The sequence below is a fragment of the Streptomyces sp. NPDC004065 genome (genome assembly GCF_044903565.1).
Taxonomy (GTDB): domain Bacteria; phylum Actinomycetota; class Actinomycetes; order Streptomycetales; family Streptomycetaceae; genus Streptomyces.
The window spans coordinates 1-16,631 of sequence record NZ_JBJDQT010000039.1 but is presented as its reverse complement, the minus strand read 5'-3'; the positions used below and the strand labels follow the sequence as shown (position 1 = coordinate 16,631).

Annotated in this window: 16 protein-coding genes and 2 tRNA genes; 3 read left to right on the top strand and 15 right to left on the bottom strand. The window is 71.9% G+C overall.

The window, feature by feature from the left end:
• Positions 1–222: 222 nt before the first annotated feature.
• The 9 genes from ACI2LW_RS30655 to ACI2LW_RS30615 form a co-directional block, all read right to left on the bottom strand.
• Positions 223–295: transfer RNA gene (locus tag ACI2LW_RS30655), tRNA-Ala, on the bottom strand.
• 133 nt (positions 296–428) lie between these two features.
• Entirely contained in the window at positions 429–662 is a 234-nt protein-coding gene (locus ACI2LW_RS30650; protein WP_006136074.1) for a hypothetical protein, read from the bottom strand.
• A gap of 3 nt (positions 663–665) precedes the next feature.
• The gene (locus ACI2LW_RS30645) at positions 666–839 is read right to left on the bottom strand and encodes a hypothetical protein (RefSeq protein ID WP_107473306.1); all 174 of its coding nucleotides are present in this window, start codon (positions 837–839) and stop codon (positions 666–668) included.
• 420 nt (positions 840–1,259) lie between these two features.
• Positions 1,260–1,332, bottom strand: a tRNA-Ala gene (locus ACI2LW_RS30640).
• A gap of 164 nt (positions 1,333–1,496) precedes the next feature.
• Entirely contained in the window at positions 1,497–2,171 is a 675-nt protein-coding gene (locus ACI2LW_RS30635; protein WP_404734505.1) for a histidine phosphatase family protein, read from the bottom strand.
• Complete coding sequence (gene rsfS, locus ACI2LW_RS30630; RefSeq protein WP_404734504.1) at positions 2,168–2,614, bottom strand: ribosome silencing factor; 447 nt, start codon at positions 2,612–2,614, stop codon at positions 2,168–2,170. The genes ACI2LW_RS30635 and rsfS overlap by 4 nt, the downstream gene beginning before the upstream one ends.
• 77 nt (positions 2,615–2,691) lie before the next feature.
• Positions 2,692–4,611 (bottom strand): LCP family protein, encoded by a 1,920-nt coding sequence (locus ACI2LW_RS30625; protein WP_404734503.1) that lies wholly within the window; start codon positions 4,609–4,611, stop codon positions 2,692–2,694.
• A gap of 16 nt (positions 4,612–4,627) precedes the next feature.
• The gene (nadD, locus tag ACI2LW_RS30620) at positions 4,628–5,302 is read right to left on the bottom strand and encodes a nicotinate-nucleotide adenylyltransferase (RefSeq protein ID WP_404734502.1); all 675 of its coding nucleotides are present in this window, start codon (positions 5,300–5,302) and stop codon (positions 4,628–4,630) included.
• 80 nt (positions 5,303–5,382) lie between these two features.
• Entirely contained in the window at positions 5,383–5,538 is a 156-nt protein-coding gene (locus tag ACI2LW_RS30615) for a hypothetical protein (protein WP_404734501.1), read from the bottom strand.
• A gap of 1,005 nt (positions 5,539–6,543) precedes the next feature.
• Here ACI2LW_RS30615 and ACI2LW_RS30610 point away from each other — a divergent pair.
• Entirely contained in the window at positions 6,544–7,635 is a 1,092-nt protein-coding gene (locus ACI2LW_RS30610) for a M48 family metallopeptidase (protein WP_404734500.1), read from the top strand.
• Between the two features lie 131 nt (positions 7,636–7,766).
• Here the strand turns inward: ACI2LW_RS30610 and ACI2LW_RS30605 are convergent, their stop codons facing one another.
• From ACI2LW_RS30605 to proB, 6 genes are all read right to left on the bottom strand, one after another.
• Complete coding sequence (locus ACI2LW_RS30605; RefSeq protein WP_404734499.1) at positions 7,767–8,846, bottom strand: hypothetical protein; 1,080 nt, start codon at positions 8,844–8,846, stop codon at positions 7,767–7,769.
• Between the two features lie 89 nt (positions 8,847–8,935).
• Positions 8,936–9,535, bottom strand: coding sequence for a hypothetical protein (locus tag ACI2LW_RS30600; RefSeq protein WP_404734498.1), 600 nt, complete (start codon positions 9,533–9,535; stop codon positions 8,936–8,938).
• Positions 9,536–9,654: 119 nt separating this feature from the next.
• A complete protein-coding gene (locus ACI2LW_RS30595; RefSeq protein WP_404734497.1) occupies positions 9,655–10,941 on the bottom strand; it encodes a glutamate-5-semialdehyde dehydrogenase in 1,287 nt (428 codons plus the stop codon).
• Between the two features lie 230 nt (positions 10,942–11,171).
• Complete coding sequence (locus ACI2LW_RS30590; RefSeq protein WP_404734496.1) at positions 11,172–11,600, bottom strand: hypothetical protein; 429 nt, start codon at positions 11,598–11,600, stop codon at positions 11,172–11,174.
• Between the two features lie 205 nt (positions 11,601–11,805).
• Complete coding sequence (locus ACI2LW_RS30585) at positions 11,806–12,231, bottom strand: hypothetical protein (protein WP_404734495.1); 426 nt, start codon at positions 12,229–12,231, stop codon at positions 11,806–11,808.
• 134 nt (positions 12,232–12,365) lie between these two features.
• Entirely contained in the window at positions 12,366–13,472 is a 1,107-nt protein-coding gene (proB, locus tag ACI2LW_RS30580) for a glutamate 5-kinase (RefSeq protein WP_404734537.1), read from the bottom strand.
• A 679-nt stretch (positions 13,473–14,151) separates the two neighbouring features.
• On the opposite strand from proB, the gene ACI2LW_RS30575 reads away from it, so the two are divergent.
• Together ACI2LW_RS30575 and ACI2LW_RS30570 are read left to right on the top strand one after the other, a co-directional pair.
• Positions 14,152–16,464 carry a CDP-glycerol glycerophosphotransferase family protein gene (locus ACI2LW_RS30575; protein WP_404734494.1) on the top strand — a complete coding sequence of 771 codons (2,313 nt, stop codon included), beginning with the start codon at positions 14,152–14,154 and terminating at the stop codon, positions 16,462–16,464.
• Positions 16,465–16,500: 36 nt separating this feature from the next.
• The coding region (locus ACI2LW_RS30570) for a sugar phosphate nucleotidyltransferase (RefSeq protein ID WP_404734536.1) at positions 16,501–16,631 on the top strand (131 nt) is incomplete at its 3' end.

The following is a 16,631-nucleotide window of genomic DNA, read 5'->3' as shown; positions in this document are numbered from 1 at the left end:
TTCCCCTGCTTCCCCCTGCTTCCCCCTGCTTCCCCCTGCTTTCCCTGCTTTCCCTGCTTTCCCTGCTGTCCTCCGCGCGCCTTTTCACGGAATCGGAATCGAGGAACCGGCCGCGAAGAACGCCCGGCCGGGAACGCCCGGCCGGTAACGCCCGGCCGGGCGGTCGGAATACGCCGAAGGGCGGTCATCCGTCCGGATGACCGCCCTTCGACTTCTGTTCTGTGGAGCTAAGGAGAATTGAACTCCTGACCTCCTGCATGCCATGCAGGCGCTCTACCAACTGAGCTATAGCCCCGTGCGTCACGCGGCCGAGCCGCATGTCGTCGGTGTCCGCCCGGTTTCCCCGGCGGCGACGCCAACATTACAGGCCCCGGCGGCGCAGCACCAAATCGGTTTTTCATGCGCCCGATTCGCACTGTATGCCGGAATTATGCGGTGACGAACGAGTAGAACCGCTTGAGCGTGCAGTGCTCCTCCAGGAGCCGGCCGTAGATCGGCTCGCCCTCCAGCTCGCGGTACGTCTCGATGGGGTCGCCCTTTATGATCAGCGCCCGGGCGCACTCCTCGCACCAGTACTGGTAGTCGGGGTTGATCGGTTCCATGTCGCGGACGATCGGCGTACCGCTGCCGCACCAGTCGCACTTCCGCCTGTGTGCACCCATCGATCAGCTCCAGCTGTGGCCGCAGGCCGTGCACACGTAGGAGATCCCGCCGTTGTCGCCGAGGACTTGGGCCACGTGGAGGGAACCGCAGGAAGGGCAGACGAGGCGGGTGACCGTGTCCCGTATCAACGCCGCATCGAGGAGGTGGCCGACCTCCTCGAGGATGCTCGCAGGCATCGCTACTCCCTCCCGTCGGGCCGCGCCCCCTTCCGGCCGTTTGATTCTGCCACGGCCGGGCCAATACGGTCAGCGACGCCTCGGTACCAGTCCGGCCACGGCACCCCGCCGGCCGGGCCGGCCGCCGCGTACCCGCACGCCGAGGGCGTCCTCGCAGAGGTATACGCCTGCGGGGCCCAAGTGACTCAAGCGGGTCCGCCGCAATCGCCGGTCGACCGTCGGCGGGCGACCGACGGCAGTCGGCAGTCGGCAGTCGGCAGTCGGCAGTCGGCCGGAACGACCCGGGCGGCGCACCCGGCCCCCGGACGGACGCGGGGCGGCGAACGCACAGGACGCCGCCCGCAACGCAGAAGATCCCGCCCCCTGGTGGGAACGGGATCCTCCGACCGATCTTCGGCGACTTCGTCGAGTGCCGGTCCGTGGAGCTAAGGAGAATTGAACTCCTGACCTCCTGCATGCCATGCAGGCGCTCTACCAACTGAGCTATAGCCCCTCGTCCCACACGGCCCGGCCGCGTGGTGTTCGCTCCGCCCGGCGGGGCGAACAAGAAGAACTTTAGCCTGCGACCTGCCGGAAAGTGAAATCCGGGGTCCGTGCGCCGGAATCCGGGGCCGGTGCGCCGCCGGGACTCGGTCGTCGCGGCTCGGTCGTCGCGGCTCAGTCGTCGTCGCCCAGGACCGGCTCGGGCAGGGTGCCGGCGTTGTGCTCCAGCAGCCGCCAGCCGCGCGCGCCCTCGCCGAGGACGGACCAGCAGCAGTTGGACAGGCCGCCCAGGCTCTCCCAGTCGCGCGCCTGGAGGCCCAGCAGCCGGCCGATGGTGGTGCGGATGGTCCCGCCGTGGCTGACCACGACCAGCGTGCCGTCCTCGGGCAGCTTGTCGGCGTGCCGCAGCACCACGGGGGCGGCCCGGTCGGCGACCTCCGTCTCCAGCTCGCCGCCGCCGCGGCGCACCGGCTCACCGCGCTTCCAGGCGGCGTACTCCTCGCCGTGACGGGCGATGATCTCCTCGTGCGTCAGGCCCTGCCAGACGCCCGCGTAGGTCTCGCGCAGGCCCTCGTCCTGGACGACCTCGAGGCCGGTGAGGGCGGCCAGCTCGGCGGCCGTGCGCGCGGCCCGGCGCAGGTCCGAGGAGATGATGGCGTCGGGGCCCAGGGAGGCCAGCAGCCGGGCCGCGCGGCGGGCCTGGCCCACGCCCGTCTCGGTGAGCTCGACGTCCGTGGACCCCTGGAAGCGGCGCTCCACGTTCCACGAGGTCTGTCCGTGCCGCCACAGGATGATGCGGCGGCCCCGGCCCGGCGTCCTGGCGCCGCCGCCGTGGACGGTGGCGCTCATCGCCACTCACCGTCCGGCTCCACCGGCCCCTCGGCGGCCTGCAGCCTGGCGTGCTCCTCGGCCCGCCCCCGGGTGGCCTTGGCGTCCGGGGGCAGCTCCAGCTCGGGACAGTCCTTCCACAGCCGCTCCAGGGCGTAGAAGACCCGCTCCTCGCTGTGCTGGACGTGCACGACGATGTCGACGTAGTCGAGCAGCACCCAGCGGGCCTCGCGGTCGCCCTCACGGCGCACCGGCTTGGCGCCGAGCTCCTTGAGGAGGCGCTCCTCGATCTCGTCGACGATCGACTTGACCTGGCGGTCGTTGGGCGCGGACGCCAGGAGGAAGGCGTCCGTGATCGACAGCACGTCGCTCACGTCGTAGGCGATGATGTCGTGCGCGAGCTTGTCGGCCGCGGCCTGGGCGGCGGTCCTGACGAGCTCGAGGGAACGGTCGGTCGCGGTCACTGCATGGCTTTCCGTCGGCGGTCACTTGACACCAAGGGTCTCACGGACCGCCGACGGCCCCCCACGCGATTACGGGATCACCGCGCCGACGCGGGCCTGTAGTCCTGGCCGAGGACGACCGAGACATCGGCGTTGGAGGTGGGCGTGCCCTTCCTCACGGAGCCCGCGGGCAGGCCGAGGGTCTTGGCGACCTCGGTGGCGTTCCGCTTGCCGGCGGCGTCGGCGTAGACGACCTCGGACGTCGCCCGCGGGGTGGGCGCCGTGCCGCCCTCCAGGAAGGTGAAGCCGCCGTTGAGGAGCACGACGCGGGCCTTCTCGGTGTTGTCCTTGGTGCCGGAGGCGTTCTGCACCGAGACGCGTACGGCCGCTCCCTGGTCGGGGCTCTTCGCGGTGCCGCCCAGGATGTCCTTGACCACGCTCGCGCTGGTCCGGGTGGACAGCGTGCCGTCGGGCTGCACGGGCAGCAGGGCCGTCCGGTAGTCCCCGCCCTTGGCCAGGTCGGCGAGCTTGGCCAGGAAGGCGCCGAGGTCCTTGTCGGTGAGCGAGGGGTCGAGGATCTGCGCGAGCGTCTGCACGGTGACGGTGGCGGCCTGGGGGTCGCTGGAGATCTTGCGCAGCACGGCCTGCATCACCTGGCCGAACCGCTGGAGCTGGGCGTTCTGCCCTTCGCCCGGGGCGCGGTAGGTGGCGTAGGCGACGGCCATCTTCCCGCTGAGGGTCTGGTCGTCGCCCCGGTGGACGAGGAGCGGGGCGCCCTGCTTCTTCGCGCCCTTCGCGTCCTTCCCGTCCTTCCCGTCCTTCGCGTCCGGGTCGGGCACGTCGGCGTCGGTGTCGACGTCGATGTTGCCGACCAGGTCGACCAGGTTCTGCAGGTAGGGGGTGTCCAGGCGCCAGGTGCCCTGGATGCTGGTGCCGAGGACGGTGTCGAGCTGGTCGCGGGTGCCGGAGGAGCCGTCGTCGCCGACGGACTTGGCCAGCGTGGTCGTGGAGCCGTCGTCGGCGGTCAGCGCGAGGGAGTTGGGCAGCAGGACGGTGGTGCCCTGCTTGGTGGTGGTGTTGTCGACCAGCAGCGCGGTGGAGGTGCCGCCCTTGGCGGTGTTGTGCAGGTGGACGACGATCACGTCGCGCTTCTGGGCTCCCACGGGGGTCGCGGTGTCCGTCTTCGAGCCGGACGACGACAGTCCGGGCAGCTTCCCGGCGTACCACAGGTAGCCGACGCCGCCGGCCGCGACCAGCGCCAGCACGACGACGAGGGCCACGATCCGGCTGCGGGCGCGGCGCTTGGCCTCCTCGCGGCGCTCGGTGCGGTTCTCGGTGAACTTCAGCCAGTCGATGACGTCCTCGGAGTCGTCGGTCGGCTCCTCGACGAAGGCGAACTGCCCGGTGTGGTAGTCGCGTTCCTCCGGCTCGGTCCCCTGCGCGGGCTGCTCGGCGCGGGCGGACTCCGCCCGGCCGGCCTCCGCGGGTCCGGTCTGCTGCGGGATGTAGGCGGTCTGCTCCGCGACCCGCGGCCGCTGCCCGCCGGCCGCGGCCCGCCCGTGGCCGTCGTACGACCCCGACGGACCACCGCCGTCACCGGCGCCCCCCGAGCCGTAGGGGTCGTAGGACTCATAGGACTCGTACGGGCCCTGGGAGGCGGCGTAGGAACCGGTGCCGTACGGGTCGTACGCGGGGGCGGCGGGCGGCTGCCGGCCGGTGTCGTAACCGCCGTACGACGACGGAGCGGACCCCGGGGCCCCCTCCTGCCCGTACGGACCGCGACCGTACCCCTGCTGTCCGTACCCGCCGTCCTGCTGCTGGCTGTAGCCGCCGTCCCGCTGCCCGTACCCGCCGTCCTGCTGCTGGCTGTAGCCGCCGTCCTGCTGCCCGTAGGCGTCATAGCTCTGCTGCGGAGTCTGCTGCGCCGGCGCCTGCCGGTACACAGGCCGCCCGTACTCGTCGTACCCGACGAGCTCGTACTGGTCGTCCCCGTACCCAGCGTCGTATCGGTCGTTCACCGGTGCCCCTCTCGGCTCACTCGCCGCGGTACAGCTCGCGCTTGTCGATGTAGCGCACGACTCCGTCCGGCACCATGTACCAGATGGGGTCCCCCTTGGCGACTCTCGCACGGCAGTCCGTCGAGGAGATGGCGAGGGCGGGAACCTCCACCAGCGAGACACCGCCCTCGGGCAGGCCCTGGTCGCTCAGGTGGTGGCCGGGCCGGGTGACGCCGATGAAGTGCGCGAGGGAGAACAGCTCCTCGGAGTCGCGCCAGGTCAGGATCTGGCCGAGCGCGTCGGCGCCGGTGATGAAGAAGAGGTCGGTGTCGGGGTTGAGGGCGCGCAGGTCGCGCAGCGTGTCCACGGTGTAGGTGGGGCCGCCGCGGTCGATGTCGATACGGCTCACGGAGAACTGCGGGTTCTCGGCGGTCGCGATGACCGTCATCAGATAGCGGTCCTCGGCCGAGGAGACATGGCGGTGGCTCTTCTGCCACGGCTGGCCGGTCGGCACGAACACCACCTCGTCCAGGTGGAACTGCGCGGCGACCTCGCTGGCCGCCACGAGGTGCCCGTGGTGGATCGGATCAAACGTTCCGCCCATGACGCCGAGGCGGCGCTTGCCCCGCGCCGAGGGTCCGTGACCGGGCCCGTTCGCGGGGCGCTTCGCCGTCTCGCTCGCCGGACCGGTAGGCATGTCCTGCTCTCCCATGCGTGCAGACCCTACCGGCCCGGCCTGAGGGCACCGGCCCACAGATCCCGTCACGGCCCCGGGACGGGGCCCGGCGGGGTTCAGCGGTCGCGGTTGAAGCGGGTGGTGATCCACAGCAGGAGCAGCAGGATGAGCAGCGCGCTGCCTCCGGTGACCGCGGGGTTGAGACTCTCGTGGCTGCCGCCCTCGGCCTCGGCGAGGTTGACCAACTGGGCAGCGGTGCTGTGGAAGCTCATCTTCGGCTGAACCTATCCAGGTGTGGGCGGGACAACGACGTCGGCCCATCGTAAGGGCCACCCCACCCCGCCCTCACCCCGACTCCACCGTTGAAGAGGCCGGTTGCCCCAAGCCCCGCCGGCACGTTCCCCACCGGAACACCCACCGACGACGGCAGTCCGGGGCAAAGCGGACGGAGGCACGACGTCGAGGGGGGCGGGGGTACGGCCCGGGTGCGGGGCGCGGGGCGGGCCCGGGTGCCGGGCGGACCCCGCGGAGTCCGGGGCGAGCCCCGCGCGGGGTGAAGGGGCGCAGTCCTGCGGGAGGGTTCGGGGCGGAGCCCCGCATGGGGTCCGGGGCGGAGCCCCGTGGCGGCCACTCCTCTCCCCGCCGAGACGGGCGGGCCGGATGGGGCGAAGGGTGGGTGGGGGCGCAGCCCCCGCGCGGGGTCTGGGGCGGAGCCCCGCATGGGGTCCGGGGCGGAGCCCCGTGGCGGCCACTCCTCTCCCCACCGAGACGGGCGGGCCGGATGGGGCGAAGGGGGGCAGGGGGCGCAGCCCCCGCCCGGGGTCTGGGGCGCAGCCCCGCCGGGGTGCAGGGGCGGAGCCCCGCATGGGGTCCGGGGCGGAGCCCCGTGGCGGTGCCGTCTCAGCCGACCGAGTCGGGTGGGCCGGATGGGGCAAGGGGGGTGCAGGGGGCGCAGCCCCCTGCCGGGGTCCCGGGGCGGAGCCCCGGGGGACGGTGCCGCCTCACCCCACCGAGTCGGGCGGGCGGGTGGGCGAAAGGGGGGACGGGTGGCACAGCCCCGAAGGAACGGGAACCTTCCCGCACCCTCACTCGTCGTTCCGCTTGTATCCCCGAAGCAAAACCCAGCCCGCCAGCACAGCCCACGATCGCCTCTAGGCTGGGCCTTGTTTCGGGGGCACGGAAGCACGCAGACGCAACGCACACGCAGACGTACACGCACACGCAGACGTACACGCACACGCAGACGCGCAGGCGACACAGACGCACCTGGGGGACCAATGTCCGACGACGGCAACGAGCACGACGGGCACGCGCGCGTGCCGAGCCGGCAGCGCAGGCGCTTCCCCGGCATCTCCTCGCGCGCCTACGAGCACCCCGCCGACCGCTCGGCCCTGGTCGCGCTGCGCAAGCTGAGCGGCTTCGACACGGTGTTCAAGGCCCTCAGCGGCCTGCTGCCCGAGCGCAGCCTGCGGCTGCTGTTCCTGTCCGACTCGGTGCGCGTCTCGGACCAGCAGTTCGCGCATCTCAACGACATGCTGCGGGACGCCTGCTACATCCTGGACCTGGAGAAGGTCCCGCCGATGTACGTCACCCAGGACCCCCAGCCCAACGCGATGTGCATCGGCCTGGACGAGCCGATCATCGTCGTCACCACGGGCCTGGTCGAACTGCTCGACGAGGAGGAGATGCGGGCGGTCGTCGGCCACGAGGTGGGCCACGCCCTGTCCGGCCACGCGGTGTACCGCACGATCCTGCTGTTCCTGACCTCTCTGGCGGTCCGGGTGGCCTGGATCCCGCTGGGCAACCTGGCGGTCATGGCGATCGTGACCGCCCTGCGCGAGTGGTTCCGCAAGTCGGAGCTGTCGGCCGACCGGGCCGGACTGCTGGCCGGGCAGGACCTGAAGGCGTCCATGCGCGGGCTGATGAAGATGGCGGGCGGCAACCACCTCCACGAGATGAACGTGGACGCGTTCCTGGAGCAGGCCGAGGAGTACGAGGCCGGGGGCGACCTGCGCGACTCCGTGCTGAAGATCCTGAACGTGCTGCCGCGCACCCACCCCTTCGCCACCGTGCGGGCGGCCGAGCTGAAGAAGTGGGCCGCCTCCCGCGACTACCAGCGGATCATGGACGGCCACTACCCGCGCCGCTCCGAGGACAAGGACACCTCGGTCGGCGACTCCTTCCGCGAGTCGGCGGCGCACTACGCCAACCATGTGAAGAGCTCCAAGGACCCGCTGATGAAGCTGGTCAGCGACCTGGCGGACAGCGCGGGCGGTCTGGGCGGCCGGGTCCGGCGCGGCTTCGACGGCTTCACCGCCCCCACTTCGCCGAAGGACCGCCCGCCGACGGACACCCCCGAAACGGACTGACCCCGGAAACACCCGGTAGGTCACACCACCCCTCGGAGGTCACACCACCCCTCGGAGGTCACACCACCCCTCGGAGGTCACACCACCCCTCGGAGGTCACACCACCCCTCGGAGGTCACACCACCCGGGAGTCAAATCCTCGGCTGGGCCCCCGGTGCCAGCGACCCGCACAGGGCCGTGGCGCCGTCCGTGGCGTACGGGTCGGTCCCGGCGGGGCCGCCCGCCTTGGCGGTCTGGCCGGCCAGCAGCGGGCGGAACCGGTTGGCGGAGTCCTCGGTGCAGGAGAGCGGGCCTGCCTGGACGTAGGAGACGACGAGCTGCACCTGGTGCAGCCGCAGGTCGTCGCGGCTGAAGCGGAACTGCAGTTCGCGCCGCACGGTGAACAGCGAGGACAGCGAGGCCGCGGGCTTGGCGGCGGAGCCGGCGGGCTTCAGGGCGTAGACGAAGGTGTGGTCGGCGCTGACCTCGAGGGTGGCCGCGTCGGCCTCGGTGGCCCGCAGGTCGCCCCGCACCCGGATCCCGCGGTCGGCCAGCCGGGTCCGGCCGGCGTCGAAGCGGACGAGCCATCCGGTCGGCGCGTGCCGGCCGTCGGCGGCCGGGCGGTCGAAGCTCCGGTCGAACTGGTCGAACTGGGCGGGGTCCAGCAGCGCCCGCACCGGGTGGACCTGCTCACCGGTGAGCACCTCGGGGTAGAGGGAGGACGCGACGATGTAGTCCTTCGCGGTGCTCAGGGCGGCGACGACCTGGCTCTCGCTGAAGTGCGCGGTGCGCCGCACGGCAGGCAGCGGGATGCCCTCGGCGCCGACCTCGAACTGGGCGGCGGGGCTGCGCGCGTACAGGTGCCCGGGGTCCGTCGCCCCGGGCACCTTGCCGGAGGGGGCGAGCGGGATGACGGTCATCCGCACTGGTTCGGGCGGCGGTGTGGCGCGGGGGGCCTGGTAGGGGTTCCGTACGCCCATGTAGATCGCCGTGCCGAAGGCCAGCACGATCAGCAGCACCAGTACCAGCGCCTGCCGGGACAGGCTCCGGCGCAGCGGCGGGCGCCGCCGTACGGCCGGGGTGTGGTCGGTCATGCGCTCCTGCGCGGAGTACTCCTGGAGGCGGGCAGCGCGGACGAACGACTCGTCGAAGACGACGGATCGGTACTCGTCCTCCGCTCCTGAAGGGGCTCCCTCGGGTGTCCCCTCAGGCGGGTCTCCAGGCCCTCCCATACCTTCAGGGTAGGTCTCCCGGAGCCCGGGTAAACGCCCGGCCGCACGACAAGTTCTGACAGGTTCTCACCACGACGGCGGGCGGGCTCTCAGGGGGTGCGCGGAGCCGCCGGGACCGGTGGGTGGGAGTAGTCGGCGGACGTGGAGGGGGCGGCGGCGCTGCCCTGTCCGAGCCCCGTGGAGGCGGGCGCGGGGACCTGCTCGCGGTTGCCCGAGGAGCCGCCCCGGTAGACGGCCGCGAAGGCCAGCGCGACCATCCCGATGCCCATCACCAGGGCGAGCACCCAGGCGACGGGCCGGTGCCAGCGGACCTGCCTGCCGAACGCGCCGGGAGCGCCGTAGCGGCCCTCCAGGACCTCGGCGTCGTCCAGGTCGTCGGGGTCGCGGCCGGCGCGGAAGCCGCGGGCCTCGGGGCCGTACGCGTCCTCGTAGCGCTCGCCTCTGGCATGGGCACGGCGGGCCTCGGCCTCGGAGGCCTCGGCTCTGGCCTGCGCGGCGGCCAGGAGGCGCTCCACCGCGGTCGGCTCGTGGATCACGGCCGCCCGTACGAAGGCCTCGTCGAAGACCACGGAGGCGAACTCTTCGTCCGACACCCCGCGGTCGTGGTCGTCGTCGGGCTCCCAGCCGTCAGGGAACGGCGTGCCCCCCACGTCCTCCGGCACGGGTCCAGAGTAGTCCCGGGGGGTCAATTTGGGCAGACGGTATGGAAATTCATCCGCCTGGTGAGACACCCGTTCCGCCGCCGGTTCCACCGCCGTCCCCCGCCGTCCCGCCGCCGCGCAGGCGGCGGGCGCGCCGTGCGGTGGGCTCAGCGCCGGATGTGGCCGTCGCCGGTGAGGATGTACTTGGTGCTGGTCAGCTCGGGCAGGCCCATCGGCCCGCGGGCGTGCAGCTTCTGCGTGGAGATGCCGATCTCCGCGCCGAAGCCGAACTGGCCGCCGTCCGTGAAGCGGGTGGAGGCGTTCACGGCGACGGTGGTGGAGTCGACCAGCTGGGTGAACCGGCGGGCCGCCTGCTGGGAGGTGGTGACGATCGCCTCGGTGTGGCCGGAGCTCCACAGCCGGATGTGCGCCACGGCCTTGTCGAGGGAGTCGACGACGGCGGCGGCGATGTCGTACGAGAGGTACTCGGTGTCCCAGTCGTCCGGGGTGGCCTCGACGACGGTCGCGCGGGAGTCCTTGGCGTAGGCCATGACCCGCTCGTCGGCGTGCACGGTCACACCGGCCTGGGCGAGCGCGTTCAGGGCGCGCGGCAGGAAGTCGGCGGCGATGTCCTGGTGGACCAGCAGCGTCTCGGCGGCGTTGCAGACGCTGGGCCGCTGCGCCTTGGAGTTGACCAGGATGTCGACGGCCATGTCGAGGTCGGCGTGGGCGTCGACGTAGACGTGGCAGTTGCCGGTGCCGGTCTCGATCACCGGGACGGTGGACTCGTTGACCACCGTGCGGATCAGGGAGGCGCCGCCGCGCGGGATGAGCACGTCGACCAGGCCGCGGGCGCGCATCAGCTCGCGCACGCTGTCGCGGCTCTCCCCGGGCACCAGCTGCACGGCGTCGGCGGGCAGCCCGGCGCCGCCCACGGCGTCGCGGATGACCCGGACCAGGGCGGTGTTGGACTCGTAGGCGGAGGCCGAGCCGCGCAGCAGCACCGCGTTGCCGGACTTCAGGCAGAGCGCGGCGGCGTCGACGGTGACGTTGGGGCGGGCCTCGTAGATGATGCCGACCACGCCGAGCGGGACGCGGACCTGGCGCAGGTCCAGTCCGTTGGGGAGGGTGCTGCCGCGGACGACCTCGCCGACCGGGTCGGGCAGCGCGACCACGTCGCGCACGTCGGAGGCGATGGCGCGGACCCGCTCCGGGGTGAGGGTGAGGCGGTCGACGATGGCCTCTCCGGTGCCGGCCTCGCGGGCCTTGGCGACGTCCTTGGCGTTGGCCTCGACGATCTCGCCGGTACGGACCTCGAGGGCGTCGGCGACGGCCAGCAGGGCGTCGTCCTTCTCGGCACGCGGCAGCGGCGCGAGGTCGGCGGCGGCGGCCTTGGCGCGGTAGGCGGCTCGGGCCACCGGGGACATCGAGTCGTACGGCGAGAGCGTCGTCATGTGCGCAGATTAGTCCGCCCGGGGGCGGGGGTGGCAATTGTCCCGATACCCGAGACGGCCTGACACCCGAGACGGCCTGACACCCGGGACGACCGGCGTCCCGGCCGGACCGGCGCTCAAGGCGGCCCGGCGCCCGGGCCCGGGCACGGTCGGACCGTGCCCGGGCGCCGGCCCGCGGGCGGTTCCGGTCGCCGGGCCGCCCGGCGCCGGAACCGCCCCGGTCCCGCCGGTCAGGCGCGGGCGTAGCGCACCGGGGAACAGTCCTCCCAGCTGCCCTTGACCACACAGATCTTCAGGCCGACCAGGGTGTTCTCGGCGATGTTGCCGCTCTTCCACGGTGAGCAGTACGGCGAGTCGTGCCCGCGGGTGCTGGCGGTGCGGTCGGTGTGCCAGCTGCTGCCCGGGTCGATGTCCATCCGGACCTCGATGCCGATGCCGTCCGCCTTGACGTCGCAGGCCTGGATGGCGTCGCCGGGGATCGAACCGCTCGGGTCGGCGTTGAAGTAGCCGTAGCCGCCCACGGAGCCGTCGGGGCTGTAGGCGGTCATCTCCACGCTGCTGGACGCGGCGGCCTGGCCGGTGAAACCGACGGCCAGACCGACGGCCGCGGCGGAGGCCGTGAGGACCTTGGCCGCCGTCCTCATGGTGCTGCGCTTCATGGGCACTCCTTGGTCGGGGCAGGCCGCGATGAAGGTGCGCGAACGCATTGGTGTTCCCCCCATGCGAGATCTGCTGTGCGCCGGGCGTCTGGTCATCACCTGACACACACGTACGAATACGCCGCAGACCCTATGGGTGATCAAAAACGGACGGCAACCGCGTTATCGGCCAAACTTCCCGCCACCCGTTGCGCCCGGCCGCAGGTCAGAACGGGTGGACGCCGACCGGGGTGGCGGGGGCGGGGCCGTAGCCGGCGGCGAGGCGCTGGTGGTAGGTCTCGCGGTCGATGACCTCCAGGCCGACGATCTCCCACGGCGGCAGCTTGGCGCTCTGCCGGTGCTCGCCCCACAGGCGCAGCGCGACGGCGGCGGCGTCGTGCAGGTCGCGGGCCTCCTCCCAGTAGCGGATCTCCGCGTGGTCACGCGCGTAGCGACTGGTGAGCAGGAAGGGATGGTCGTGGGCGAGCTGTTCCAGGCCGCGCCGCACCTCCTGCAGCGGGGCCTCGTCGCCGGAGACGCTGAGGGTGACGTGCCACAGCCGGGGCAGGTCCCGCGACTCCTCGTAGCCGTCCCCGGCCGCGACGCTGGTCAGGGCACCGCGGGACCCCGTCCCCGGGCGCACTCGTCTCACGACGGCCTCCTTTACCCAGTGCTCCTGCGGAATCGGTCCCTGGAACAAAGTGGAGCAGGCCGCACGGCTCCGTGGGGCCGTTTTACGGAACGTCCCCCGCCTTCAGCACCGTGCCGCACGGACGTTTCGGGCCATTACGGCTCCAGGAGCACCAGGTCGTCCCTGTGTACGACCTCGCGTTCGTACGCCGGCCCCAGTTCGCGCGCGAGTTCGCGGGTCGAGCGGCCGATCAGCCGGGGGATCTCCCTGGCGTCGAAGTTGACCAGCCCGCGGGCGACCGCGCGTCCCCGGACGTCGCGCAGTTCGACCGGGTCGCCCGCGGAGAAGTCGCCGTCGACGCCGGCGATGCCGGCCGGCAGCAGCGACTTGCGGCGCTCGACGACGGCGCGCACCGCCCCGTCGTCGAGGGTGAGCGAGCCCTGCGGGGTGGAGGCGTGCTGCAGCCACAGCAGCCGGTCGGCGGAGCGCCTGCCGGTGGGGTGGAAGTACGTGCCGGTGTCCCCGCCGGACAGGGCGTCGGCCGCGTGGACGGCGCTGGTGAGGACGACGGGGATGCCGGCGGCGGCGGCGATCCGGGCCGCCTCGACCTTGGTGACCATGCCGCCGGTGCCGACGCCCGCCTTGCCCGCGCTGCCGATCTCGACGTGTGCGAGGTCCTCGGGCGCCCGGACCTCCGCTATCCGGGAGGTGCCCGGCCGGCTCGGGTCGCCGTCGTAGACGCCGTCCACGTCGGACAGCAGCACCAGCAGGTCGGCGCGGACGAGGTGCGCGACGAGGGCGGCCAGGCGGTCGTTGTCGCCGAAGCGGATCTCGTCCGTGGCGACGGTGTCGTTCTCGTTGACGACGGGCAGGGCGCCCATCGCGAGGAGCTTGTCCAGGGTGCGGGAGGCGTTGCGGTGGTGGGCGCGGCGGCTGGTGTCGTCGCCGGTCAGCAGGATCTGGCCGACGCGGACGCCGTAGCGGGCGAAGGAGGCGGTGTAGCGGGCCACGAGCAGGCCCTGGCCGACGCTGGCCGCCGCCTGCTGACGGGCGAGGTCCTTGGGCCGGCGGCGCAGGCCCAGCGGGGCGAGGCCGGCGGCGATGGCGCCGGAGGACACCAGGACGATCTCCCGGTCCCCCGCGGCCCGGCTCTTGGCGAGTACGTCCACGAGCGCGTCCACCCGGTCGGCGTCGAGCCCGCCGGCGGCGGTGGTCAGCGAGGAGGACCCCACCTTGACGACGATCCTGCGGGCCTCGCGCACGGCCCGCCTTGCCTCTGCCGCCTCTGCCACCTTGCCGTCCGCTCCTTGCCCGAGTCCGCTGACCGGTCGAATCTACGCCAAGAGGGTCCCCGGGCGCCCGGCCGTCCACCTGGCGGGACCCTGGCCCCCAGGGGCCGGAGCGCCACCGAATCCACCCGGCGGGAAAGGGAAAAGGCCGCCGCAAAGCGGTGGGCAATTCTGCCCTCTATTCATTTCCGAGCGTGTCCACGGAATGAACTGCCGGTAAACCGGCGGGCGAACCGGCGAATTCGCCGCGGCCCCGCTTCCGGCCGCCGGGTCCGGCACCGCCCGCCCCGCCGGCCCGGCCGGGGCCCGCGGGCGCACCACGCCCGGCGCACCGTCTCCGGGCCGCAACGCCTGCGTCACGGTTGTGGAACCGACCGCGGACCTGAACAACGGCGACAGTATGGGGTGAATCACGCGTCCGGGAGACCCGTCGGGCACCCCGCGGCGCACCGCGGAGCCTCTGCCCAGCGCCTCGGCGGAAGACCGCGCACCACGTCCGTGCAGTGGGCAACGACTGGTCCGGACCGCTCCCCAGAGGCGTACGCTACGCTTCTCCACACGTTAACCTGCACTCCTTGTGCCTCTCGCAACCCGCTCGGTTCGCCGCCGCGGGGCGCGGTCGAGTCTGACCACCAGTCCAGGAGCCCCAAGCATGTCCGTCGCGAATGGAAGCGCTTCGCCGAAAATCAGCGTTGTGGTCCCCGTTTACAAGGTCCAGGGATACCTACGCGCATGCTTGGATTCCATCCTCTCGCAGTCGTTCGGCGACTTCGAGATCGTGGCCATCGACGACCACTCCCCCGACTCCTGCGGCCGCATACTCGACGAATACGCGGCCCAGGACAGCCGGGTGATACCCGTGCACTTCGAGGAGAACAGGGGCATAGGCAAGGCGCGCGACGCCGGTGCGCTGAAGTCGCGGGGCGAGTACATCCTCTTCCTGGACAGCGACGACACCCTGGCCGAGGGCGCCCTGCAGGCGATAGCCGACCGTCTCGAAGTCACCGGAAACCCGGACATACTCCTGCTCAACCACGTCCGCACGTACTGGAACAACCGGGTGCAGGCGAGCGCGGCCGGCGAGATGCTCAGCGCGGCCGGCACCGACGTCTTCACGGCGCTCGAGCGCCCCGAGTACCTGAACATGTTCGCCGTGGTGTGGAACCGCGCCTACCGCCGCGCGTTCTACGTCGACGAGCACAACTTCACGTTCACCGACGGCATCTACGAAGACGCCCTCATGGTCTACAAGACCATGCTGACGGCGGAGCGCATCGCCGCCACCGACCACGTCTGCGTCGAGTACCGCCAGCGCCGCCAGGGCAACTCCATGCGCACCCCCGGGCGCAAGCACTTCGGCATCTTCGAGCAGTACGCGCGGCTCTTCGAGTTCCTCGACGAGCGCCCCCACCTCGAACCGGTCCGGGCGCTGCTGTTCGAGCGCATGGCCAGCCACTTCCTGTTCACCCTGGCCCGCGAGGACCGCATCGTCCCGAAGGACCGGGCCGAGTTCTTCAAGCTGTCGGCCGCGCAGTACAAGCGGTTCAAGCCTCAGGGCTTCGTGGTTCCCGAGGGCCCCCAGGGCATCCGGTTCCAGCTCCTGGACCGGGGTTCCTACGCGGCGTACGCGGCGGTGACGTACGCCACCAGCACCCGCCGCGAGGTGGTCCAGCGGGTCCGGAAGGCCAAGACCAAGCTCGGCAAGACCGCGTACAACCGGCTGTACCGGCTGCACCTGCGCCGCCCCGTCGACGAGAACCTCGCCGTCTACGCGGCGTACTGGAACCGCGGTGTCGCCTGCAATCCGGCGGCGGTCTACTACAAGGCGAAGGAACTCGCCCCGCACGTGCACGGCGTGTGGGTCGTCAAGCCCGACGCGGTGGACACCGTTCCCGCGGGCGTGGACTACGTCGTGGCCAACTCCCCTCGCTACTGGGAGGTCCTGGCCCGCGCCAAGTACCTCATCAACAACGTCAACTTCCCGAACGACTTCGTCAAGCGCCGGGAGCAGGTCCACCTCCAGACCCACCACGGCACTCCACTGAAGCAGATGGGAATCGACCAGCAGAGGTTCCCCGCCGCGGCGAAGAACATGAGCTTCGGCAAGATGCTGGAGCGAGCCGACAAGTGGGACCTCAGCCTGACCTCCAACCAGCACTCCACGGAGATCTGGGAGCGGGTCTACCCCTGTGCCTTCGAGGCGATCGAGTACGGCTACCCGCGCAACGACGTGTACTTCCGGGCCACCGCCGAGGACGTCGTCCGGATCCGCGGTGAGCTCGGCATCGAAGAGGGCAAGACGGCGATCCTCTACTGCCCCACGGTGCGCGACTACCAGAAGGGCTACGTGCCCCGCATCGACCTGGAGCGCTTCTGCCGCGAACTGGGTCCGAACCACGTCGTGCTGGTGCGCACCCACTACTTCTACGGCGCGGACCCCGAGCTCGAGGCGCTGCAGGAGCGCGGCCTGATCAAGGACGTGTCGCGTTACCCGGTGGTGGAGGATCTGTGCCTCGCCGCGGACGTGCTGGTCACGGACTACTCGTCCATCATGTTCGACTACGCCTGCCTGGACCGGCCGATCGTCACCTACGCGGACGACTGGGAGGTCTACAGCCGGGCCCGTGGTGTCTACTTCGACATCCTCTCCGGGCAGCCGGGCGAGACCCCCGGGGCGACCGCGACCAGCGAGGACGAACTCATCGAGGTGTTCCGTTCCGGCGCCTGGAACAGCGAGCGGTCCGCGGAGCTCCGAGCGGCGTTCCGCGAGCGGTTCGTGCAGTTCGACGACGGGCACGCGGCGGAGCGTGTGGTGCGCAGGCTGTTCCTCGGCGAGGAGCCCAGCCCCGCGGTGCTGCCGCTGGACGAGCGGACCCCGGCCCCCGCGCCCGGCGCGCTCAAGGCCCGCATCGTGCGCCAGCGCACCGGCGAGAGCGCGGACGAGCGCGGCCTGATCGGCGCCTGACCCCTCACACCAGCGACGAGAGAAACCAGCTATCACATGGGCTTCCGACCCTCCAAGGCCGTCATTCCCGCAGCGGGCCTGGGCACCCGGTTCCTGCCGGCCACCAAGGCCACTCCCAAGGAGATGCTGCCGGTCGTGGACAAGCCGGCGATCCAGTACGTGGTCGA